At 44.8% G+C, this 22,615-nt stretch carries 24 protein-coding genes, 4 tRNA genes and 1 riboswitch; of the genes, 19 read left to right on the plus strand and 9 right to left on the minus strand.

What is annotated here, in order from left to right; all coding sequences use genetic code 11:
* Positions 1–124: 124 nt before the first annotated feature.
* Both ACUC6J_RS06450 and ACUC6J_RS06455 read right to left on the minus strand, forming a co-directional pair.
* A complete protein-coding gene (locus tag ACUC6J_RS06450; RefSeq protein ID WP_031463111.1) occupies positions 125–1,000 on the minus strand; it encodes a Cof-type HAD-IIB family hydrolase in 876 nt (291 codons plus the stop codon).
* 72 nt (positions 1,001–1,072) lie between these two features.
* On the minus strand, positions 1,073–1,834 hold the full coding sequence (locus ACUC6J_RS06455) for a DeoR/GlpR family DNA-binding transcription regulator (RefSeq protein WP_017426528.1): 762 nt from the start codon (positions 1,832–1,834) through the stop codon (positions 1,073–1,075).
* Between the two features lie 246 nt (positions 1,835–2,080).
* Here ACUC6J_RS06455 and ACUC6J_RS06460 point away from each other — a divergent pair.
* From ACUC6J_RS06460 to ACUC6J_RS06485, 6 genes are all read left to right on the plus strand, one after another.
* Positions 2,081–2,152: transfer RNA gene (locus ACUC6J_RS06460), tRNA-Glu, on the plus strand.
* Between the two features lie 86 nt (positions 2,153–2,238).
* A tRNA-Lys gene (locus ACUC6J_RS06465) sits at positions 2,239–2,314 on the plus strand.
* Positions 2,315–2,329: 15 nt separating this feature from the next.
* Positions 2,330–2,412, plus strand: a tRNA-Leu gene (locus ACUC6J_RS06470).
* Positions 2,413–2,577: 165 nt separating this feature from the next.
* Entirely contained in the window at positions 2,578–3,033 is a 456-nt protein-coding gene (locus ACUC6J_RS06475; RefSeq protein ID WP_017426529.1) for a MarR family winged helix-turn-helix transcriptional regulator, read from the plus strand.
* 186 nt (positions 3,034–3,219) lie between these two features.
* Positions 3,220–3,594, plus strand: coding sequence for a helix-turn-helix domain-containing protein (locus tag ACUC6J_RS06480; protein WP_016818372.1), 375 nt, complete (start codon positions 3,220–3,222; stop codon positions 3,592–3,594).
* Between the two features lie 87 nt (positions 3,595–3,681).
* Positions 3,682–4,065 (plus strand): helix-turn-helix domain-containing protein, encoded by a 384-nt coding sequence (locus ACUC6J_RS06485; RefSeq protein ID WP_016818371.1) that lies wholly within the window; start codon positions 3,682–3,684, stop codon positions 4,063–4,065.
* 116 nt (positions 4,066–4,181) lie between these two features.
* On the opposite strand, the gene ACUC6J_RS06490 is transcribed toward ACUC6J_RS06485, so the two are convergent.
* Both ACUC6J_RS06490 and ACUC6J_RS06495 read right to left on the minus strand, forming a co-directional pair.
* Entirely contained in the window at positions 4,182–4,403 is a 222-nt protein-coding gene (locus tag ACUC6J_RS06490) for a Rha family transcriptional regulator (RefSeq protein ID WP_013369935.1), read from the minus strand.
* Positions 4,404–4,693: 290 nt separating this feature from the next.
* Entirely contained in the window at positions 4,694–5,431 is a 738-nt protein-coding gene (locus ACUC6J_RS06495; protein WP_447249947.1) for an urease accessory protein UreF, read from the minus strand.
* 262 nt (positions 5,432–5,693) lie between these two features.
* Between ACUC6J_RS06495 and ACUC6J_RS06500 the strand changes: the two genes are divergently transcribed.
* Positions 5,694–5,776 (plus strand) — tRNA-Leu (locus tag ACUC6J_RS06500).
* A gap of 149 nt (positions 5,777–5,925) precedes the next feature.
* On the opposite strand, the gene ACUC6J_RS06505 is transcribed toward ACUC6J_RS06500, so the two are convergent.
* Positions 5,926–6,411, minus strand: coding sequence for a glutathione peroxidase (locus tag ACUC6J_RS06505; protein WP_016820704.1), 486 nt, complete (start codon positions 6,409–6,411; stop codon positions 5,926–5,928).
* A 463-nt stretch (positions 6,412–6,874) separates the two neighbouring features.
* A riboswitch (cyclic di-AMP (ydaO/yuaA leader) is annotated at positions 6,875–7,046 on the plus strand.
* Between the two features lie 113 nt (positions 7,047–7,159).
* On the opposite strand from ACUC6J_RS06505, the gene ACUC6J_RS06510 reads away from it, so the two are divergent.
* The 5 genes from ACUC6J_RS06510 (at position 7,160) to kdpC (ending at position 12,469) form a co-directional block, all read left to right on the plus strand.
* Positions 7,160–7,555, plus strand: coding sequence for a hypothetical protein (locus ACUC6J_RS06510; protein WP_016820703.1), 396 nt, complete (start codon positions 7,160–7,162; stop codon positions 7,553–7,555).
* A 183-nt stretch (positions 7,556–7,738) separates the two neighbouring features.
* Positions 7,739–7,816 (plus strand): K(+)-transporting ATPase subunit F, encoded by a 78-nt coding sequence (gene kdpF, locus ACUC6J_RS06515; protein WP_080561203.1) that lies wholly within the window; start codon positions 7,739–7,741, stop codon positions 7,814–7,816.
* Positions 7,817–7,961: 145 nt separating this feature from the next.
* Positions 7,962–9,638, plus strand: coding sequence for a potassium-transporting ATPase subunit KdpA (gene kdpA / locus ACUC6J_RS06520; protein ID WP_016820701.1), 1,677 nt, complete (start codon positions 7,962–7,964; stop codon positions 9,636–9,638).
* A gap of 52 nt (positions 9,639–9,690) precedes the next feature.
* Positions 9,691–11,721 (plus strand): potassium-transporting ATPase subunit KdpB, encoded by a 2,031-nt coding sequence (gene kdpB / locus ACUC6J_RS06525; RefSeq protein WP_277507444.1) that lies wholly within the window; start codon positions 9,691–9,693, stop codon positions 11,719–11,721.
* Positions 11,722–11,740: 19 nt separating this feature from the next.
* Positions 11,741–12,469: a potassium-transporting ATPase subunit KdpC gene (kdpC, locus tag ACUC6J_RS06530; RefSeq protein WP_153794870.1), complete on the plus strand. Its 729-nt coding sequence runs from the start codon at positions 11,741–11,743 to the stop codon at positions 12,467–12,469.
* A gap of 129 nt (positions 12,470–12,598) precedes the next feature.
* Here the strand turns inward: kdpC and ACUC6J_RS06535 are convergent, their stop codons facing one another.
* From ACUC6J_RS06535 to ACUC6J_RS06545, 3 genes are all read right to left on the minus strand, one after another.
* Entirely contained in the window at positions 12,599–13,807 is a 1,209-nt protein-coding gene (locus ACUC6J_RS06535; RefSeq protein WP_031463116.1) for an MFS transporter, read from the minus strand.
* Between the two features lie 13 nt (positions 13,808–13,820).
* Positions 13,821–14,363 carry a PadR family transcriptional regulator gene (locus ACUC6J_RS06540; protein WP_016820697.1) on the minus strand — a complete coding sequence of 181 codons (543 nt, stop codon included), beginning with the start codon at positions 14,361–14,363 and terminating at the stop codon, positions 13,821–13,823.
* A 400-nt stretch (positions 14,364–14,763) separates the two neighbouring features.
* Complete coding sequence (locus ACUC6J_RS06545; protein WP_413985760.1) at positions 14,764–16,083, minus strand: Nramp family divalent metal transporter; 1,320 nt, start codon at positions 16,081–16,083, stop codon at positions 14,764–14,766.
* Positions 16,084–16,518: 435 nt separating this feature from the next.
* Here ACUC6J_RS06545 and ACUC6J_RS06550 point away from each other — a divergent pair, with 435 nt between their 5' ends.
* From ACUC6J_RS06550 to ACUC6J_RS06560, 3 genes are all read left to right on the plus strand, one after another.
* Complete coding sequence (locus ACUC6J_RS06550; protein ID WP_013369947.1) at positions 16,519–16,938, plus strand: organic hydroperoxide resistance protein; 420 nt, start codon at positions 16,519–16,521, stop codon at positions 16,936–16,938.
* 123 nt (positions 16,939–17,061) lie between these two features.
* On the plus strand, positions 17,062–17,388 hold the full coding sequence (locus ACUC6J_RS06555) for a hypothetical protein (RefSeq protein WP_017426537.1): 327 nt from the start codon (positions 17,062–17,064) through the stop codon (positions 17,386–17,388).
* 125 nt (positions 17,389–17,513) lie between these two features.
* On the plus strand, positions 17,514–17,939 hold the full coding sequence (locus ACUC6J_RS06560) for a thiol-disulfide oxidoreductase DCC family protein (protein WP_025364320.1): 426 nt from the start codon (positions 17,514–17,516) through the stop codon (positions 17,937–17,939).
* Here the strand turns inward: ACUC6J_RS06560 and ACUC6J_RS06565 are convergent.
* Positions 17,936–18,724 (minus strand): DUF3153 domain-containing protein, encoded by a 789-nt coding sequence (locus tag ACUC6J_RS06565; RefSeq protein ID WP_447249948.1) that lies wholly within the window; start codon positions 18,722–18,724, stop codon positions 17,936–17,938. The genes ACUC6J_RS06560 and ACUC6J_RS06565 overlap by 4 nt on opposite strands.
* Before the next feature lie 236 nt (positions 18,725–18,960).
* On the opposite strand from ACUC6J_RS06565, the gene ACUC6J_RS06570 reads away from it, so the two are divergent.
* The 4 genes from ACUC6J_RS06570 to ACUC6J_RS06585 are packed head-to-tail and all read left to right on the plus strand — an operon-like array spanning position 18,961 to position 22,530.
* Positions 18,961–19,932 carry a metal ABC transporter solute-binding protein, Zn/Mn family gene (locus ACUC6J_RS06570; protein ID WP_016820692.1) on the plus strand — a complete coding sequence of 324 codons (972 nt, stop codon included), beginning with the start codon at positions 18,961–18,963 and terminating at the stop codon, positions 19,930–19,932.
* 14 nt (positions 19,933–19,946) lie between these two features.
* A complete protein-coding gene (locus ACUC6J_RS06575; RefSeq protein ID WP_447249949.1) occupies positions 19,947–20,711 on the plus strand; it encodes a metal ABC transporter ATP-binding protein in 765 nt (254 codons plus the stop codon).
* A 5-nt stretch (positions 20,712–20,716) separates the two neighbouring features.
* Positions 20,717–21,646 (plus strand): metal ABC transporter permease, encoded by a 930-nt coding sequence (locus ACUC6J_RS06580; RefSeq protein ID WP_025364323.1) that lies wholly within the window; start codon positions 20,717–20,719, stop codon positions 21,644–21,646.
* Positions 21,643–22,530, plus strand: a complete 888-nt coding sequence (locus tag ACUC6J_RS06585) for a metal ABC transporter permease (protein WP_016820689.1) — start codon at positions 21,643–21,645, stop codon at positions 22,528–22,530. The genes ACUC6J_RS06580 and ACUC6J_RS06585 overlap by 4 nt, the downstream gene beginning before the upstream one ends.
* The last annotated feature ends 85 nt before the right edge of the window (positions 22,531–22,615 follow it).

The raw sequence follows: 22,615 nt of genomic DNA on the forward strand, positions 1-22,615 counted from the left end.
TGCTTGCGAGCGTCTTTTTCGTCTAGATCTGCTTTTTAAGAATTGTTATATGTAAGACGGACATGTTGCGTACAGCATGAAACAGCGTTAGCCTGAGTTGTACGCAGTACGCAACTAATCCCTTCTATTTTACAGTGTCAGCCTCGACGGTGTTGAGGAGGTTCAACAGAGCATGAGCAACGCCATCTTCCACATTGGTCAGGGTAACTTCGGAGCAGACAGCCTTAATGTCGTCATTTGCATTGCCCATGGCAATACCTCTTCCGGCCATCGTCAGCATGGAAATATCGTTATAGCTGTCACCGATCGCTACGGCTTCCTGCATAGGGATGTTCAGATAATTCGCGAGATAAAGCAATGCATTACCTTTAGACGCATCCTTATGCTCGACTTCAAAGTTGCGATCTGAGGAGATGACCATGTTTAGACCTTGAAAATCTCGGTAACGTTTACGCCCCCGTTCCAATTTGGCGTGATCAAAGGAGAAACAGAGCACATTATATATCTCTACATCCAGTGGAATCTGCTCATATGAAGCGATGCGGGTATGCCCGGTCTGTTCATATTGTTTTTCAGCTGCATGTAATAAAGTATCCAGCGAAATATCTGGGTTGGCGCTCAGCAAGCGGTCCATTTCAACAGCAAGTAGCTGATGCCCCTTTTGTGGAGAATAAATAGCCCGGTCTGTCATGACCTCATAGTAGAAGTCGTTACCCTCGAGCCAGCTTAGCACTTCAAATGTTTCGCTCCGGCCCATAGGAGTAGAGGTTAGCTGGCGACGATGCACATCGTGCACAGTGGCGCCGTTTGCCCCGATGACGGGAGTAACCAGCTCTGCTTCCTCTAGCTTTGTCCAGGCATCATAAGCGGCTCTGCCAGTGGCAATCGTCACTTGAACACCTTGCTGCTGTGCCTTGCGGATTGCCTCTGCGTTGGCTTTGCTTATTTTTCCTTCCTCGTTCAATAGCGTTCCATCCATATCAATCGCAAACAGTTTCATTTCTCTCCAGCTCCTGTCTTCTGATATCTCTGTTATACATATTGCGCCTAGTTAGAGCGATTGGTTTCAAGTTTATGAGGGGACAACAACTTCGATATCATGGTGTTGCAAAATTTCCAGCATCGCCGGTTCTGGTAAGCGATCTGTGATCACGATATTAACCTCAGACAAATCAGCAAAACGATACGGGAAATTGATTCCGAATTTCGAATGGTCCGCAAGGATGATCACCTGATCTGCCTGTTTCATCATCTGATGCTTCAGCATACCGTCCTCTTCATGAATCAGGCTTAGTCCGTGAGCAGATATGCCTCCAATCCCGATAAAAGCTTTGTCTACAAAATAGTGAGACAAAGTGGCGATTACGGACGAGCCGTATACATATCGGTGTTCTTTTTGGAGGCGGCCCCCCAATAGATGAATGGAGACACCATCTTTTCCAGATAGTACGTCAGCCTGATTGATTGAATTGGTGATAACCGAACATTCCTGCACATTCAGTCTTTCTGCACACGCCTGTACGGTGGTAGAGGAATCCAATATAATACGATCCCTATCTCGTACCATACTGGCAGCCAATTGTCCGATCACTTGTTTCTCCTCAGATACAGTAAGCAGTCTTTCGTTATAATTTCCAATTGGATCGTGATGCAGTTTAGGGAGAAGGGCACCGCCGCGGGTACGAATAATTTTTTGGTGCTCTTCAAGTTTTACCAGGTCTCGGCGGGCCGTATCCCGTGAAACATTAAAAATTTCACAAATATCATCCACCGAAATACGCTTGTGAAGCTGTAAGTAATCAACGATTTTTAACATTCGTTCTTCCTGATACATAAAAAGCTCCTCTAATATATAATCATTTCGGTATCTCGTAAGTGATTATAAGTAAATATAAGTGATTTTGCAATCATTTATCGTGATTTTTCAGGGTTTAGATGATAATAAATAAGTTAATGTAAGTAAATATGCATTTTACAATTATATAAAATAGCTTTTTTGAAAATTTTAAAAATAAGTATTGCCATTTACTATTCTATTTGATATACTCTTTCTTGTCGCCAAGTTGGTGTACATTCATAAGGCCCGTTGGTCAAGGGGTTAAGACACCTCCCTTTCACGGAGGTAACAGGGGTTCGAATCCCCTACGGGTCATTGTTGTCTTTACAGACTACATGTTGCATGCTTAAGGGGAATTCCTGAGGTCTGATCTAATGGCGGACAGCTAGGATGAACAGCATGAGCCATTAGCTCAGTTGGTAGAGCACCTGACTTTTAATCAGGGTGTCGAAGGTTCGAGTCCTTCATGGCTCACCATTTATATTTTGTTATGCGGTCGTGGTGGAATGGCAGACACGCTATCTTGAGGGGGTAGTGAGCGTACGCTCGTGGAGGTTCGAGTCCTCTCGACCGCATCAATGGAATAAACGGAAAAGTCTCTCGCGTTAGAGGCTTTTTTTATTTGTGCATGGATGCAATTAAACAATGATTATGATGAAATAATGATTCCATAGTATAATATAACGCCATAATGTTATAGAATAATAAATATATAAACTTATGAAGTGACGGTGAAAAATATGGACACTCAACTGTTAGGAAATATATCAGAAAATATTTTGGGCTTGTTTCCGATTGTGAAGAAGAAATTTTTCACCTACGGTCCGCTTGATTTTCCGTTGCATTTGTCGCCTAATAACTTTCAGGTACTCTTGCTTCTGCGTGAAGTGCGTTCGTCTACGGTATCCGATTTGTCCAAACAACTAAATGTCTCTCGTCCAAACATGACTCCTCTTCTGGATAAGCTGGTGGAGCATGGGTTGGCTGACCGCCAATCGTGCGACTCGGATCGTAGAGTCGTGAACGTAGCCATTACAGAAGAAGGCGACGCTTTTTGTGAACAGGTGTTTCATACCTTCTCTAATAAAATTCAAGAGAGACTGGTGTATCTGCCGGAAGAAGATTTATTGCACTTAAGTGAAACGTTGAACGAATTGAAGCGGATTTTACTTAAAATCGACAACTCTGCTACGTGATTGGCGAAAGTGAACTGACTTAAAGACCGCCCTTTCTTCGGAAAACAGGCGGTTTTTGTTGCATATTGTGGTATAATGAAAACCAACATACATAATTCGGTAATTTTAGCACACGTGATCTTTGAAAAGGGAACAAGGGACATGATATCGTTATTTGGAGAGCCTGCTAGGGAGGAAGGAACTTCTATGCAATCTATTTACCAACGCATTGAGGAGCTCATTAAGGAACGAGGTATGACGAAAAAGGCGTTTTGCCAGCAGTTGGGCATTAGTACAGGGAACTTTGGAGATTGGAAAAGAGGAAAAACGACACCAGGCACGAATAAACTCATAGAAATCGCTTCTTTTTTTGACGCTAGTCTGGATTGGATTATGCTGGGTCGAGACGTGCAGAGTAAGGTGCTGAAGGAGTCGCAGGACCCTTATTTTTTTGGAGCTTCAGGGCAACTGAATTGCCAGGGGGGATCGCTAAGTGAGGCGGAAAGAGATTTTATACTTGAGTATATTGAATTTACCCGCTTTCGTAAAGAGAAAAACCAGCCCAATTCAACTACTGATTAATGTTTGCTGTGGGATTTGATAAGGACATTCTAATGTGTACAATTGAAAATTAATTAGAAAAAGCTACAGTGTCGGAGGGGAAACGTTGTGGGAGATCAAACTATTTATCAGCGGATTGAAGCTTTAATTAAGGATCGAGGAATGACCAAGAAGGCATTTTGTGAAAAGCTTAAAATTAGCTCAGGGAATCTCGGTGATTGGAGAAGGGGAAAAACAACGCCAGGTACCGCCCATTTGATTCAGATTTCGGACTTTTTTAATGTATCGCTCGACTGGTTGATGAAAGGGATTAAGCCAGGGGAAGGCGTGCTTCAGGAGCAGAAGGCTGCTTATTTTTTTGGGGTGATGGGGCCACTGAATTGCCAGGCTGAAGATCTTGAGACAGAAGAACAGAACTTTATTTTAGAATACGTTGAATTTGCGAAGTACCGTAAGCAAAAAAGAGAGAAGGACAAAACAAAACTTGAATAATCTATGGCTAAACGCCTGGGTGATAACCCGTAAAACGAACTGAGGGTTCGGTTTACGGGTTTATTTGGTTTCCTGATAATATGGCGACGCATTGGTTGCTGAAATGCTTGTTCGGTTTAGTGTGGTGTCGCCTCCTTATAATCGTTATCGTCGATATTCAGAATTGCAGCAACTTGTTTTCTGTACCTTTGTGCTTTGCGGGTGCCGTGAATCAGATTGGACAAGCGTGAAGGCGGAATATTATGTGTCTCGCAAAATGTTTTCTGATCCAGCCGAAGCTCGACAAGCCTTTGTTTGATGGCCCACCCGAAGGAGGTGACAGGCATTTTGTTGTTCAAGAGAAATCGCCCCTTACGGATTCTTACGGAATAATTGGTGTGATATAATAATCATCAGTAAACATGTTAGAATTAACCATCTAAAACTATGATACACTTTTATACGTGTTTATACAATCTTAAATACGGTATTTTGTTAAAATAATTACTTAATTAAGTGCAAAAAGTGAAAATAATCCGATTGTAGTCTGTTAGTGGTGTGAATTTGGGATACATGAATAAAAATACTCTGCCGCTTGAGAAAAGGGCAGAGTATTTTTATTGTGACTGCTAGATTGGTAAACGACGCATCAGAGGGATGCTGGGAGGCGTTTAAATAGGACGGAGGAGGAAAAGGGTCTGGATGCATTCAATTGGCTGCTATGGCTCATATAGGGTGGCTGAGTGATGTAGGAGCTGGTCCGATGGCTGTGGAAAAGATGGCGCTGATATGAGCTTGGCGTAGGTTTGTTAATCTTCTTCCAGGTGGTAAGCAACTCGCTGGTCATATGATCGATAAGAGGATTTTTTTCCTCATAAGGAGGATTGAGCAGTCTGAAGGCATCTTCGATACAGAAGGATACCGCTGTGGCAAAATAGCCGTGAATGGTCTGTTCTATATCGCTTCCGAGGAGGGAGTTAATCCAAGTGTGGACAGTAGCGAGTGTGCCAATTGCATTGTATTGAGTGAGTGTGTCTTCCAGTTGGTCAAATGCGAGCCAAGGATAAAGAGCCTTGGTGAGCTTGAGCAGTCGCTGGCCAGAAAGTCGCGACTCTTTTACATGCTGCGAGGAAGGATGTTGGGTGTGCAACATTTTATCAATAAGGGCGATCCGCCAACCGTCATTCTGCTGGATGGCTGCATACAGACTTTTAATGGCCATGCCGTCAAGGGTTGTGATTTGAGGATACCAATCGTCTCGCATGTAATGTTTCAGATCCTGAAGACTGTTCAGGTGTCCGGCGCGGAAACGCTCCTCCAATCCGTAGAAACGGGTGAAACCACCAATAGGTAAGGAAGGGTCCAACAATAATGCGTAGTTTAGCAACCGGTTACCTTTATGCAGGACGGTTCGCCTCCTTGAAGTGAATATTTGTGTGATGTTATTTGACTTGAATATTGATTTGTAATAAGAAATCGAACATTTATGTAATATATTTTTACACTTACAGCTCTATTGTGTCAAATTAAATAATTTTATTGCTTATATATGTTATATAAAGTTACATTAAAAATAATTATAATATTCTTGTTTACAAATTGTTGCTGAGAGAGTATAATAAATCTGTTGCCTCAATACATTATGACATGCGGTCGTGGTGGAATGGCAGACACGCTATCTTGAGGGGGTAGTGGGCGTACGCCCGTGGAGGTTCGAGTCCTCTCGACCGCATTATATGCAATACCCAGTTGAAAAAGCATCCTGACACGTTTTACGTGAAGGGATGCTTTTTTTGTTAAATACTTTTCGTCATATCCTCCCGTCACAGAAGCGGTCGTATGGACAACGGACCGCTCGTTAACTGTAATGCATAAAGATTGTCAGTTTTTCTGCAAAAGCTTCTTAATATCTCCTACAAGCTTGTCTGGAGTGGTTTGCGGCGCATAACGCTTAAATACGTTACCTTCTCGTGTAATTAAGAATTTAGTAAAATTCCATTTGATCGCTTTGGAGCCTAATACGCCTGGAGCAGTGTGGGTCAGGTAGCGAAATAGAGGATGTGCCTGATCACCGTTAACATCTGTCTTGGCGAACATGGGAAAAGTCACTCCGTAATTGAGTTGGCAAAACTCGGAGATCTCCTCGCTGGAACCCGGCTCTTGTTTGGCGAACTGGTTGCTGGGAAATCCCAAAATTTCGAGCCCCTGTTCATGATACTGGTCATATAGCTCTTGTAGCGCCTTGTACTGGGGGGTTAACCCACATTTGCTGGCAGTATTCACGATAAGAAGAACTTTCCCTTCGTATGTGGATAACGGAATTTGTGCCCCTTGTAGGGTCTGTGCATCATATTTATATACACTCATGATATCCCTCCTAATTCAATATTCTACAATTAAATTGTGAACAATTCAACAAGGGGTTGCAAGTCCAGAAGAGTCTACAGACATTGTGCATTGTAAAATCGTCTTTTGTTCAAAACGGTAAATCACACTTCAAATGGAGCAAATTGAGGTGTTTCTTCTTATAAAAGAGGGTTCATTCGATAATTATCTAGTACATATAGCGCATTTTCTTTCTTTTTTATAAATAAAGGGCAACCGTACCATACCCTACGCCAATATTGACATGCCTTTCATTTTCAAAAAGAGGTGAAATACAGAGTTTTAGAGAGATACGAGAAGCATAGGTTGGTTGTAAGCGTTATCCTTAATCTTCTATGCTCTAAAGGGTGATTTATAGCCTTGCCGTTGAGCTTTACAGTCTTCCTTGCACGGGTGTATGATTCAAGACGTAATTTCAAATTAACAACAATGAAGCAACAACGAATTGTCTAAAGCGCTGAATTTTGCAGTTGCAAAAGCGGGGGAACCAACGAGTATATACGGCTCTGCAAGCCGTGTGTCTCATGGGGTGAATTTTCCGGCCAAGTGCCGTAAATAGGGCGACTCTCACGTCCGAATCCGACAGCTAACCTCGTAAGCGTACAGGGAGAGGCAACAAACCGCCGTGTGCAGCCATGGTTTATTTTATCATGGAATGTATGAAGCCGGAGGAAGCCTTTTTCCTTCGGCTTCTTTTTGTTGTCTTTTTATACCGGGAGAGGAGCTACTGATGGAAGGTCGGTTAATTATTGTCACTGCACCGAATGAAGCGGGCAGAAGTTTTGTGAAATTGCTTATGTTCAAAAAATTGGCGTTTGCAGTTCTCACAAATAGCACCCAGGAGGAACGACAGCTCAAAAAAATGGGTGTGGAGCACATTGTGCGCATCAATACGATGCAAGCGGGAAAATGGAATTTTCCTAAAAAAGAAATTGGTAGTGTGTATTTGTTCGAAAACAGCTTGAATCTAACTTGCCGTTTCCTGCAAATATGTCGGCCACTAACATCAGAATTGATCTATGTTATTACGCACGGCTGTAATCCACAAGGAATTTATCGGGGATTGGGAGCGGACCATGTGATCTACACATTGAACGGAGAGGTGGGTTTCCTGCTGAACGGATAAGCACTTATAACATAGCTGGTTTATGATTTTATGATGGAATCAAAAGGGCAATCTGAAAAGCGATACGGAGGGTATGAACATGATGGATTTATACATGCTGCTCGTAATGGCTGTGAGTTATGGAGTGATACTGCTGTTTGTACGCTGGTGTGATGCGCAGACCTCAAAAGGAGGGCGAAGAGGATGATCGTTGTGCTAGGACTTACGGCTATTGTGTTCGTGTATTTAATCTACGCACTCCTGAATCCTGAAAAATTCTAGTCAACTATAGGATCGAGCAGGCGGGAACAGCAGATCAAGAATGCAGCATCAGAGATGCAGATTTTCGCAAACGTGTGCACTCAATGGATGGTCTGAATCAGGTCTGTTGTTCCAAATGCAGGAGCCTTTTAAGGAGGAATAGAGGATGGAGCTACTGCAAATTGGGATTGTGATCATCATATTGTTGCTCTTGGTAAAGCCGATGGGCACCTATATGTATCACGTATTCTCGAATGAACCGAATCGGACGGATCGGATTTTTGGTGGAACGGAAAAGCTGATTTATAAGGCTGTAGGCTTGAAGAAACAGGACAGCATGCATTGGACCACGTACGCTATGAGTTTCATTGCAACCAATGTGGTGCTTGTGGGGATCAGCTACCTGCTATTGCGCTTGCAGGCTATACTTCCGGGCAATCCGGTTGGGAACAGTAATATGGAAGCATCATTGGCATTTAATACAGTAATCAGCTTTATGACCAATACGAATCTCCAACATTACAGCGGAGAAAGCGGGCTTACGTATCTGACGCAGATGGCGTTCGTCACGATGATGATGTTTACTTCGGCTGCTTCGGGGTTTTCGGTTGCTGCGGCTTTTATGAGGGGATTGACGCGGCGCGGTGAAGGGCTGGGTAATTTTTTTCAAGATTTTATTAAAGCCAACATACGGATTTTCCTGCCGCTTGCCTTTGTACTTACGCTGGTGCTGGTGGGATTAAAAGTACCACAGACGCTACAACCCACGGCGGATATTACGACTTTAAGTGGTACACAGCAGCAGATTGCTATGGGACCCATTGCCTCATTGGAATCCATCAAGCATTTGGGCACGAACGGGGGCGGTTTTGCGGGAGCTAATTCTGCACATCCTTTTGAAAATCCAAATCCTTGGACGAACGTACTGGAAATTTTGGCAATGTGGGTAATGCCGGCTTCGCTGCCGTATACATTTGGATTGTTTGCCCGTAATCGCAAGCAGGGCTGGATTATTTTCAGCTCGATGATGGTCTTGTTCCTTATTTTTCTATCCATAACGTATGTGTCGGAGAAAACAGGTAATCCGTTAATCCAGGCACTGGGTATGGATGCATCTCAGGGAAGCATGGAAGGGAAAGAAGTTCGTTTCGGTATTGGCCAATCGGCATTATTCACTGCGGTCACAACGGCGGCAACGACAGGTTCGGTCAATAATATGCATGATACATTGACCCCGCTAGGTGGTATGGCTGCTTTGGGAGAAATGATGCTAAACGTCATTTTTGGCGGCAAGGGCGTCGGGCTGATGAATATGCTGATGTATGCGATTCTGGGAGTGTTTATATGCGGACTGATGGTCGGAAGAACCCCGGAATTTATGGGTAGGAAAATTGAAGGCAAGGAAATGAAACTGATTGCAATTGCTATTTTGGTACATCCGTTTCTTATTCTTGCTCCCACTGCGCTTGCGTTTATGAGTCATTGGGGATATGATGCGGTCTCTAACCCCGGATATCACGGGTTGACTCAGGTGCTCTATGAATATGCATCATCTGCGGCAAATAACGGCTCGGGATTTGAAGGTCTTTCGGATAACAACGTGTTTTGGAACGTTACAACAGGAGCGGTTATGTTCTTTGGACGATATGTATCCATGATTGCATTGCTGGCTGTGGCGGCTTCGTTGAATGCCAAAGCGCCGACCCCGGTGACGATGGGTACACTGCGCACGGACAACAAGCTGTTTGGAGCCATCCTAATCGGAGTGGTCCTGTTGATTGGTGCGTTAACCTTTTTGCCGGTGATCGTACTGGGTCCTGTAGCTGAATTTTTGACCATGTGATGAAGAATGAGCATAGAAGGAAAATGAGAATGGATGAACGGGGTGCTTGATCATGAAGGAACAACGCAAACGCATGCTGGATAGAAGCATCTTGAAGCAGGCGGTCAAGGATAGCTTTATCAAATTAAATCCGATGATCATGATGAAAAATCCTGTCATGTTCGTCGTGGAGATCGGCACATTGGTCGTACTGCTCATGCTGCTGCTTCCCGGTTATTTTGGAACCGGCAAGGAAATGGGCTTTAACTTGGCTGTATTTATTATTTTGTTGTTCACGCTGCTTTTTGCTAACTTTGCTGAAGCGCTCGCGGAGGGACGGGGGAAAGCACAAGCAGCTTCCTTGAAAAAATCCAAGCAGGACTCACAAGCTAATAAGCTCGTTGGGAATGAGATTCAGGTGGTCAGCTCAACAGCATTGCGTAAAGGTGACCTGGTAATCGTCTCTCAGGGCGAAATGATTCCAAGCGATGGTGAGGTTATTGAAGGCCTGGCCTCGGTGGATGAATCTGCAATTACGGGAGAATCAGCTCCGGTCATTAAGGAATCGGGCGGTGATTTTTGCTCGGTAACTGGCGGGACGCGGGTAGTCAGTGACCGCATTAAGGTGCGGATTACGACTGAGCCGGGTGAAACGTTTATTGATAAAATGATTTCGCTCGTGGAAGGTGCACAGCGGCAAAAAACGCCAAATGAAATTGCGCTGAATACATTGCTGATTAGCTTAACGATTATTTTTCTCATTGTGGTGGTGACACTGGCCCCGATAGCCCGTCATTTTAAGATTGATTTGCCTGTCCCCGTGCTGATTTCGTTGCTGGTCTGTCTGATTCCGACCACGATTGGCGGGCTTTTGTCGGCCATTGGGATTGCTGGTATGGACCGAGTTACCCAGTTTAACGTGCTGGCCATGTCAGGCAAGGCGGTAGAAGCATCCGGGGACATCAATACGATGATTCTAGATAAAACGGGTACCATCACCTTCGGTAACCGGATGGCGAGTGAATTCGTGGTTGTAGATGGTATAGAAAAGGCAGAGCTAGCGAAATGGGCAGCGATGAGTTCACTAAAGGATGAGACGCCTGAGGGACGCTCGGTACTGGAATTGATGCGTAAGCAGGAATACACGCTGGATGAATCCTTGGCAGCAGGTGGAACCTTTATCGAGTTCAAGGCAGAAACCCGGATGAGTGGTCTGGATCTCGTCGATGGACGAAAAGTACGCAAAGGCGCCGTGGACTCTGTCCGGCAGTGGGTTGTATCGCAAAAAGGCAGTGTTCCGACCGATTTGGAGGAAAAAGCGAATCAGGTAGCCGCAGAAGGGGGGACACCGCTGGCAGTGGCGCTGGATGATCGGATATACGGCATTATTTATTTGAAGGATACGGTGAAGCCGGGCATGAAGGAGCGCTTTGATCAGCTCCGGGAAATGGGCATCCGCACGATTATGTGTACAGGTGATAATCCGCTGACAGCAGCTACCATTGCACGGGAAGCGGGAGTGGACGACTTTGTAGCTGAGAGCAAGCCGGAGGACAAAATCGCGGTTATCCGCCGTGAGCAGGAACAGGGCAAGCTGGTAGCCATGACCGGGGATGGTACCAATGATGCGCCGGCGCTGGCGCAGGCAGATGTCGGTCTTGCCATGAATAGCGGCACAGTCGCGGCCAAGGAAGCTGCTAATATGGTGGACCTGGATTCTGATCCGTCCAAAATTATTGAGGTGGTCGCTATTGGCAAGCAGCTGCTTATGACACGTGGGGCATTGACAACGTTCAGTATTGCGAACGATGTGGCTAAATATTTTGCCATTATCCCGGCGATGTTCATGCTGGCTATTCCGCAAATGGGTGCATTGAACGTCATGAGGCTGGGCTCCCCGTTATCGGCTATTTTATCGGCGCTTATTTTTAATGCAGTCATTATTCCACTTCTGATTCCGCTGGCAATGAAGGGTGTAAAGTATAAGCCAATGAGCTCGGATCGGCTATTGGGACGGAATTTACTGATTTATGGTCTGGGCGGTATGGTGGTACCGTTTGTCGGCATTAAGGCCATTGATTTGCTGGTACATTTGTGGATTTAGTGCAGAAAGGGTGAGCGACATGAGTGGTTTTTATCGGATGTTATCTGGACGCAGGTTTGCTGCACATGAGAAAGCCGGGTCTGGCGGACAAGGTCATAACAAGCGTACAGGGACGGAGGCAGTGCCGGAAAATCAACCGGAGAGACAAGAGATGCGAGGAAGCACGGTTATTGGAGTGGCTTTGCGAACTTCTGTGCTAATGATCCTATTGTGCGGTTTGGCATACCCGCTGGTCAGCACAGGAGTGGCGCAAGTCCTGTTTCCACAGCAAGCAAACGGCAGTATGCTTCGTGACACGGGGGGGCGGGTGATCGGCTCTGAGCTGATTGGGCAGTCCTTTACCAATCCAGCGTTTTTCCAAGGCCGGGTATCAAGTATCGATTATAATGGAGCTGGTTCAGGCTCAAGTAACTACGCACCCTCGAACCCGGCATTGGTGAAGCGGATCAAGGATTCTATTGCGGATTGGCAGAAGCATAACCCGGATGTACCCATCAGTCAGGTTCCATTGGACCTGATTACGAACTCCGGCTCCGGTCTGGACCCGCACATCTCGCCACAGGCGGCACAGGCTCAAATTCCGCGTATTAGCGGCTTGACGGGGATTAGTCAGGACCAGCTGAAGGCGCTGGTGCAGGAGCAGACAGAAGGCCGCAGCGCCGGAGTGTTCGGCGAGCCGCGTGTGAACGTGCTCAAGCTGAATCTTGCGCTTGAAGCGCTAATGAAGGTAAAGCCAGTTAAGTCATAGATGGTGAAAAAGGTATCCCTGAGCGATAAGCTTGGGGGATACCTTTTTCTATGGATTAGGATGCTCTGGGATGGATAGCTGCAAAGGAAGTATTTTATTTCTTATAGGTGATATGAATTTGTTGTTCACTTATTTACTTAGCTTTACATTGTTTGATGAATTTTTGGTTTTCCTTAAGGCTGAAGCGAGTACCAACATGTATATTAATACAATCATACCAATGACTAAGTAAGATAATTGAATATTCATTAAATCGGTGAGAGTACTGCTCAAAATAGGGCCGATCATTAGACCAATCGAGTATGCCGTGTTATAGAGTGCAAAAGTAATTCCATAAGAATGAATGCCACTTCGTTGAGAAATATCAGCAAGTTGAGGTAAGCAGGGAGCAAGAACCATACCCATGCTAACTCCTAAAACAGCTAAAATAACAGCTTGAAGTGATAATATTGCTGGAAGTGCAGTTAGAGGAAGAGCAATGGATACCATAAGTAGACCGAGGAGAATTCCATTTTTATAGCCGATCTTGCTGGAGAATTGACCTATAAAGGGTGTTGCCAGGCCATAAGCAAGTGTGGGAATAGCAAATAACAATCCGATAACTCCTGGATTAGCGCTAAAATTGTGCTGCAGGTGTAACGGTAATGTTGGCTCAAGTACGCTTGGGACAGATGCCCCGATAATTACAACCCCGATAACCAAAAGCAAATCTTTATTTTTCATGAACGAAAAAGGAGATACGTACTTTTCATTTTTCTCTTCCGGAATATCGTGCAGGAGTACTAATCGAAGTATAGCATCAACGACAGCCAATGCGATGGCAAAGTAAAAAGGGAGTTGGTAACTTCCCCATTGATACAACCAACCGCCAATTGTCGGTCCGAGAAGGGTTCCAGCGGCTTGCCCAGATAACGCCAAGCCCATGGCTTTGCCGCGTTCTTCAGATGGGTATAGCTCAGCCAGCAGAGCGAGCCCTGCTGTCCAGGTCATTGCGGCTGCGACCCCTTGAAGAGCACGTGCCAGTACAAGCAGCCAGAAGGTGTGGGCTATGGCGAACATTAAAGTGGAAGCTATGAGTCCAATTAACCCCCATAACAGAGGAGTCTTTCTCCCAATTCGATCCGTTAACAGACCAAAAATAGGAGTAGCTATAAATAGTGCAATTGCATAACTACTGAACAAAAATCCGATTTCGGTTTGAGTGGCTCCGAGAGAATCTGCGTATCTTGGCAAAATGGGTACGACTAATCCATAGATTAACATGTCAATGAATACAGCTAATCCGACAACGATTAGAGCAGCCTTTTGCTTATTGTGTACCCCTTTACTCATTTTCATTACTACATCCTCCTTATGAATTTCTTCTGATTTCCTCTTTAATTTGCTTAACAAATTTTAATTGAAGCTCGCATTGATCATAAATATTTTTGAAAATTAGCATGACGTTTACAGGGATATCCATAAGTTCAGCTTTTTGCTCTTGCCCTAGTTTCATTTCTTTATAGATTTTTTCAATGGCTTGATGCTGAAAACTTAAAGCTTCTTCTATTTCATGGAGGCCAGCCTCATCCATAAAAGTCAAAGCTGTGTACAGGGCTGTTGGAAACACAACAGAAGTTTCTTTAAATGATTCGATTAAAAGCCGACTAAACTCGCTTTTCCCAGCCTCCGTAATAGCATATATAGCTTTAGACCGATTCCCTGTCTGTTCCAATGTTTCTAAACGCACAATACCTTCTGAGTCCAGTTTTTTTAAGGCGTGATATATGGAAGCTGGTTGCACATAAGCCCATTTATCCGTTTGTGCTGATTGCATTTTCTGTTGTATTTCATATCCAGACATTGCTCCGTATTGTAGCAAGAGCCCAAGAACCATTACACGTGTCGTACTCATGATGATATCTCCTCCATAACTTTATTGCTAAATGTTTTATACTAAATATTTAGTAAAGGATTATAGTCGGATTATATCATTACAATCCAATGATGTATAGGTTTACAAAAACAGAGAGCTGTAAATATACGAAAGAAACGATAGACCTTATGTTAGAAAAATATTCACACTTGCAAAGGGAAGGAGAACTTTTTCATCTCCATGTTGGCGAGAAGATTCAAAGATACGATGCTTATTTGGATAATTTAATGAATTCTGGGAATCCGAATGTGGGAGCATTCGACAATTGGGGAGTATTCTCTTTGTAATGGATACGGGGATCATGAATAAAAAGAGGTATTCCGGGGCTATTTTGCTCACTGGAATACCTCTTTTTTATTGGTTACTTGCAAACAGTCTGTCAACCCGTAATCGTCTGAATAATGAGGACTACATTCAAGATAATGATGACAGCAGTCACGATCCAGGTTATTATTTTTTGCCACATTTTATTTGCAAATTCACCCATAATCTTTTTGTCACTGGTAAAGAGCAGTAATGGAATGATGGCAAAAGGGAGCTGGATGGATAAAATAACCTGACTTAGCACAAGCAGCTCTTCTGCACCTTTTTCACCTGCAATCGCAGTGACGATGACTGCCGGAATAATTGCAATAAGGCGGGTCACCAAACGACGCAACCAAGGTGAGAGACGAAGGTTCAAGAAGCCCTCCATCACGATTTGTCCGGCTAAAGTACCTGTCACGGTCGAGTTTTGACCTGAGGCGAGTAATGCCACTCCAAACAGTATGCTCGCAAGTGTGGTTCCCAGTAATGGCGAAAGCAGATAATAGGCATCACTAATCTCTGCTACATCTGTTCTTCCTGCTGTATGGAACACGGCAGCTGCTACGATCAAGATGGCTGCATTAATGAATAGAGCGAACATGAGCGCTATACTGGAATCCCAAGTTGCAAATGTAATAGCTTCCCGTTTACCTGCTGATGTCTGCTCATATTTGCGAGTTTGTACAATAGAAGAATGCAGATACAGGTTATGTGGCATTACAGTAGCTCCCATAATACCGATGGCAATATACAGCATGCTTGGATTCGTCAATATTTGTGAGTCCGGTACAAAGCCACCCAATACGCCGCCCCATTCCGGTTGTGCCAAAATGAGATTAATGCCAAAACAGCCGGCAATCGTGGCCATTAATACAATGACGAGTGTTTCCAATGCCCGGAAACCTTTATTTTGCAGCAGCAAAATGAGCATAACATCAAATGCGGTAATGATGACTCCGTATAGCAACGGGAGACCGAACAGCAGCTTCAGTGCAATGGCTGAACCGATGACCTCGGCCAAATCCATGGCTGCAATGGCAATTTCGCATAAAAGCCATAAGCCGATCGCGACAGGACGACTGTAAGCATCACGGCACATTTGAGCCAAATCTTTACCTGTAGCAATACCGAGCTTGCCAGATAAGGCTTGCAGCAGAATGGCCATCAGGTTGGAGATTAGAATGACACTAAGCAGTGTATAGCCGAATTTTGATCCCCCAGCGATGTCTGTAGCCCAGTTGCCAGGGTCCATATAGCCGACAGCGACCATATAGCCTGGTCCAGCAAAGGCAAGAAACTTCCGAAACCAGGTGCCATCCTTCGGGACGCTCAAAGAACGATTCACTTCCGATAGTGAAGCGATTTCCGCGAAGTTGCCCTTTGAATTTTTCATACGCTTCACCTTCTTTGTTCATATTGAAATATATTATTAGTGACATAGCGATTGCGTTATCCCTATTGTACACCCACAATAGTTTTTGTCTAGTGCAACTTTTATGTGGTTAAGCAAATTTATCGTATTTTTGAAGCAATTGGCCATCCTAATTAAAACTAAACAATGGAAAAAACCAAGCTATATTGCTCTCAAGGGGCAGCTTGGTCGTTTTGAATTTTCTAAGTGTAGGCGGCTCATCAAGTTAGGGGTTTATAACATATAGTGTAAACACAAAAGAAGTGGAACTAAACGGTAAATAAAAGGGTTATTATTCCTTTTAAAATGATTCATTTTGCGTGGCTCGTTTAAAGTACATACGAGAAGGAAATCATGTATTAACATGACGAGGATTCCTGCGGAATGTAAATAAGATGGAGAAGGAGAGATGAAATCATGGAAGCGTTATACACAGCATCAGCAACGGTACATGGTGGAAGAGATGGTTCAGTGGCTTCTTCAGACGGGGTATTGAAGCATAAGCTGAGCACACCGAAGGAACTGGGTGGCGCAGGTGGAGATGCTACGAATCCGGAGCAATTGTTTGCGGCAGGCTATGGCGCATGCTATGAGAGTGCGTTGGCGAATGTGGCCCGCAAAGCCAAGGTAAAGGTGGACAATGTAGAGGTCACCAGCCACGTATCGATCGGTAAGGACCCAAGCGACGGCGGCTTCCAGTTGGCAGTGCGTCTGGATGTAAAGATACCGGGGATTGAGCGTTCTCAGGCGGAAGATTTGGCACGCCAAGCACATGATTTTTGTCCGTACTCCAAAGCCACTCGCGGTAATATTGATGTTGAACTCAACGTCATTTGACCGCATTTTTTAAAGATTTCACACACGGCCGCCGATGGATCGGCGGCTTTTGCACCTAAATCTTGATCCGCTGATATGTGCAACCATTTGACATCACCGCCAAAATTCATTAAGATGTCATAGGTGATTCTGGTCATCAGGTACGAAACAAATTTGAAAAATACGGGTGATATGATGTCTTACAGACCGAATATTGTTAATTTCACGCTGGCTGGTAGCAACGAAAAGGAAGGGCTTTATGAGTTTAAAATGAGTTTGGCCGATGGAACGGAGTGCCGCGTTTTTTCTCAACGTAATCCGGAGTGGACTTTGACGAATATTAGTCGACTGCTAACGACACCTTGCCCGGTATGCCATAAGGATTTTATCTGCAAGTGTATGGATCAGTTCCATGAAGAGTTTTTAGAGCAAATTAATGCTAAACAGCTGTTTGAGAAAGCATTGAGCTAGTTTTTCGAACAGGTAAGGATTATACAGTTCTAGACAAGCGTCGGATATTTTCGACGTTTTTTTGTTTATAATTAAATCGTTGCGTTTTCATGCCGTTGATTTCTCTGTGGAGGTGAAGTACGTTGATGAACCAGTCTAGTCATATCCATATCGAACATTCCATTGTATTGGTGGATGGTGTATGCCACTTTTGTCAGGGAGCAACCCGCTTCATTATCAAACGTGATCCTAAGGGAATATTCCATTTTGGTTCCCTGCAATCCGAGGCAGGACAAGAACTTTTACGTGCAGGTGGACTGTCTACAGATCAACTGGATACATTCGTGCTGATTGAAGACGGTACGTATTATACAAGGTCAACCGCAGCTTTACGGATTGCCAAACGCCTTCGTTTTCCATATCCGCTGGCTTATGTATTCATCTTGATTCCCCGCTTTGTGCGCAACGCAGTCTATAACTGGGTAGCTCGTAACCGATATCGTTGGTTTGGCAAGGATGAAGAGGATCAATGTCAGATCCCCCCACCAGAAATTAGGCAACGATTTTTTTAGTTGCTTCTTTTGTGTTTATTTTTGCGGCGATCATTACGAATCAGTAATATTACAGCTACTGCGATCAGTAGAAGACCCGTAACCGATACATACACGATATGGCGTACATTGGGTACGTTGACCGACAATTTTAGCTCGTTAGACTCTAATGGAGCAATGTCCCAATAGAGTGTCTTTCCGTCATCCGACACACGGTCCGCATTACTGGAAGCAGGCTGGATGGGTAGGGATAGGCTGAAGTTAAGATCCAGTTGCCGCTCTAGTAATTTGCGTGCGAACACATTCATTTGTTCTAATTTATCACTCAGGCCACGAGCTTCTTCAGGAAGCATCCGAGGTAGATCGAGCTTAAGCGTAAGATCCATATTGGTTGTGAAAAAATGCTGGCTCACTGCGCGATTTATTTCTAATCCCTCAGGCAGATTTGAACCCTGATCGGGATTTTTTTGGTTTGTACTCCAATCCCCTTGATAATGCCCCATTATTTGATAACCTTTTCTCCCCTGCTCCGATAACGGCTGTACGTCTACATTGTTGCTTTGTATACGTTGAATTAATCGATCGAGCAGCCCCGGATTGTCCAACATCATCAGTGTCTGGTTGTTTACGCTGAACGTTGCATCCATATCTACACTTTGATCCAGATGAACATCTACATGAATGTCACCCCGAGCACAGGAAGTTAGGGTAAGCAGACAACATACCAGCATAAATATGAGCATTATTTTTCGTAACTGTATTTGCCGACGTTTGTTCCGATGAGGGCTGTATCCTGTTGGGTCCATGACCTGCACCTTCTTTGTATGGTTTCTTTGGTATAGCGACTGGATATCTTCTATATATTACACATTCGGAGAGCCAAAATCGAACGATATAAAAGAATAGTTAAGATTTATATCTCAAAAATGTTTCCTTAGGTAAAAACTTTAGTGTATACTCTAAAATATAGCGTAGTTAAAAAATAATTGTCTCAAGGAAATAGTTTGTCCCAAAACAAATATTAAGAGGAGGATTTTAAAACATGAACAAGCAGTTTAAGAAGGCTTTGCCGCAATGGGTAGCGACGGTTGGAGTGTTGTCTCTGGTTCTAGTCCTAGCGACGGCGTGTACAGATGCCAAGAAGACAGAGCAGGGAGCTGCGAAGGAGGCTGGGCAAAAAATAAAGGCTACAACTACCATCGGTATGATCTCTGACATTGTCGGGAAGGTCGGCGGTGCTCATGTGGAGGTCACGGGAATTATGAAGTCAGGTGTTGACCCACATTTGTACAAGGCGTCTCAGGGAGATATGCGCAAACTGGATGAAGCCGACATCATTTTTTATAACGGGTTGCATCTGGAAGGAAAAATGCAGGACATTCTGGAGAAAATCAGCAAGCAAAAGCCCGTCATTCCCGTGTCCAAAAACATTGCTCAAAATCTATTGCGTGCAGCTAGCCCAGAAATGGGGTCTGAGTATGATCCGCATATTTGGTTTGATGTACAAAACTGGGTGTCTGCGGTAGAAACGGTCAGAGATGAATTGTCGGAACTGGATGCTGCTCATGCGGAGGATTACAAGGCCAATGCCGAAGCTTATCTCGCTGAGCTACGAGAACTGGACGATTACACGAGAGAGCAGATTGCCAGTATACCGAAGGCTCAGCGCGTACTTGTCACAGCACATGATGCCTTTGGCTATTTCGGAGACGCTTACCAGATTCAAGTAAGAGGCCTTCAAGGTATGAGTACCGAGTCAGAGGCAGGCTCACAAGATGTGACCAAGCTGAGAGATTATCTGGTGGAGCATAAAATTAAAGCCATATTTGTAGAATCAAGTGTGCCGAGAAAGGCCATCGATGCCGTTATCCAGGGTGCAGCTCAGCAAGGTCATACCATAAAGGTTGGCGGCGAGCTGTATTCGGATGCTATGGGTGAAGAGGGTACAGAAGATGGAACATATATTGGAATGGTCAAGCATAACGTGAATACGATCGTTAGAGCTCTTAAATAAGGAGGCGTAGACACATGGGACATTCACCACTTGTTGTTCGTAATTTATCGGTAGCATATCAAAAAAAGCTCGTTTTGTTCGATGTTTCCTTTGAGGTGCCGGAAGGCAAGCTGATTGGTATTATTGGTCCCAACGGAGCTGGCAAATCTACACTGATCAAGGCCGTGCTTGGGCTAATTCCAAAGCTCAGGGGTGAGGTGCTGGTATACGGCAAGCCCTATAAGCAACAGCTACTCAAGGTTGGATATGTACCGCAGCGGGAGTCGGTGGATTGGGATTTTCCGACGAATGCCCTGGATGTGGTTATGATGGGACGGTACGGCAGACTGGGCTGGTTTAAGCGTCCGGGAGCAGCAGATCGTCAGGCTGCGATGGAGAGTTTGGACAAGGTTGGAATGAGCAAATTTGCAGACCGGCAGATTAGTCAATTGTCAGGCGGGCAGCAGCAACGTGTTTTTTTGGCGAGAGCACTTGCGCAGGACGCTCAGCTTTATTTTATGGATGAACCGTTTGTCGGTGTGGACGCTGCAACAGAAAAAGCTATTATTTCATTACTTAACGATCTAAAACAGCAGGGGAAAACCGTGCTTGTCGTCCATCATGATTTATCTACAGTTACGGATTATTTTGACCAGGTTATGCTGTTGAACGGGCATCTGATGGCGTTTGGAGAGACCGCAGATATTTTTACCGAGGGAAATCTGCAACGTACGTATGGTGGACGTCTGAGTATACTCAAAACAGGCTCGGAATCCGGCACGATACTCGGAGTGAGGTGAGCAGTATGACAAGCTTGGTGGCGCTTTTGACAGACCCGAACATGCAGTGGATTCTGCTAGGATGCATTTTACTCGGTTTAAGCAGCGGGGTGATTGGCAGTTTCATGTATTTGCGTAAGCAATCGCTTATGGGAGATGCTTTGGCCCATGCGGCTTTGCCGGGGGTATGTGTGGCTTTTATGATCACAGGCACAAAATCCATGTTTGGATTTATGATTGGGGCAGCCATTGCAGGGATTGTTGCTACCTTTGCCATCAGTGCGTTAACCCGGTATTCGCGAATTAAAAGCGATTCGGCGATTGCAGCGGTGCTGTCCGTGTTTTTTGGCTTCGGCATTATGTTGTTGACCGAAATTCAGCATAGTGGTGCAGGCAACCAAAGTGGGTTGGATAAATTTTTATTTGGCCAGGCTGCGGCAATGGTGTTGTCTGATGTCTATACGATGGCGGTAATTTCGGTGGTGCTCATCGGAATATGTATATTATTTTTCAAGGAATTTAAGCTGCTTAGCTTTGATCCCGGCTTTGCCCGTGGACTTGGTTTTCCGGCAGGTTTACTGGATAAGTTATTGATGCTGTTGATTGTTATTGCGGTGGTGGCTGGTATTCAAGCTGTGGGCGTCATTATGATGGCTGCTCTGCTAATTACCCCGGCCGTGTCGGCAAGATACTGGACAGAGAAGCTGGGTGTTATGGTATGCCTCTCAGGCTTGTTTGGTGCTATAGCGGGTCTGGGTGGGACCGTTATTAGCTCTCTGGGACAAAACCTGCCTACAGGACCATTGTGCGTGTTGTGTGCGACTGTGGTATTTGGTGTAAGTCTGATCTTTGCACCACAGCGCGGAATGATTTCCAAGGCTATCGTTCGGTTGAACGCCAGAAAAAGTCTGGAGCAGGGAGTCGGAGCACAGCCAAGGGAGGAGCGCGCCCTATGAGTTCATTTTATGTGATTCTGACGGGAATGTTAGTGGCAGGGGGATGTAGTATCGTCGGATGTTTTCTCGTGCTTCGGAAAATGGCTATGATTGGTGATGCAATCAGTCATGCGGTACTACCTGGTATTGTCATTGCCTTTCTAATCAGTGGATCGAGGGATTCGGTGTGGATGATGTTTGGTGCAGCCGTGCTGGGGCTTCTAACCGTGTATCTGATTCAGCTATTCCAACAAAGCGGTCTGCAAAGTGATGCTGCCATTGGCGTGGTGTTTACGACATTGTTTGCTATCGGTGTACTGCTGATCAGCGTGTTTGCTTCCAATGCCCATCTGGATATGGACCACGTTTTGTATGGGGAAATTGCTTATGTCCCGTGGAATACGATAGAGATTGCTGGCTTCGATATAGGTCCGAGGGCTGTGTGGATTACGGGCGCGATGTTTTTGATCAATCTGCTCGTGGTAGGGGGCTTTTTCAAGCAATTTAAAGTCACTTCCTTTGATCCTGCATTGGCAGCTTCATTAGGCATTCCGGTTGTTTTTTTTCATTATCTGCTAATGAGTCTCGTATCGCTAACAACAGTGGCGTCATTTGAGAGCGTGGGTGCGATTCTAGTGGTTGGCATGCTCGTTGTACCGCCTCTTACCGCTTATTTGCTGACGGAGAAGCTGTCCCGTATGATTGCATACAGTGTCGGAGTTGGAGCCATTAGCTCGATCGTAGGCTTTTATACAGCAACTGTATTGGATGCTTCTATTGCGGCTTGTATGCTGTGTGTGTCGGGTGTGTTGCTGCTTTTGGCTTTTCTATTTTCCCCGTCTCATGGTGTAGTATGGCGAAAGTTATTTCAACAGCGAGGAATCGTTGGCGAAAATAGCAAGTGAGTCTCGTAGGAAGTGATCCTATATGAATTACTCAAAATAGCGTGCAGACGGGCATAAAGTGCCTGAATGCACGCTTTTTTACGCT

Source organism: Paenibacillus sp. JJ1683, from assembly GCF_053006485.1.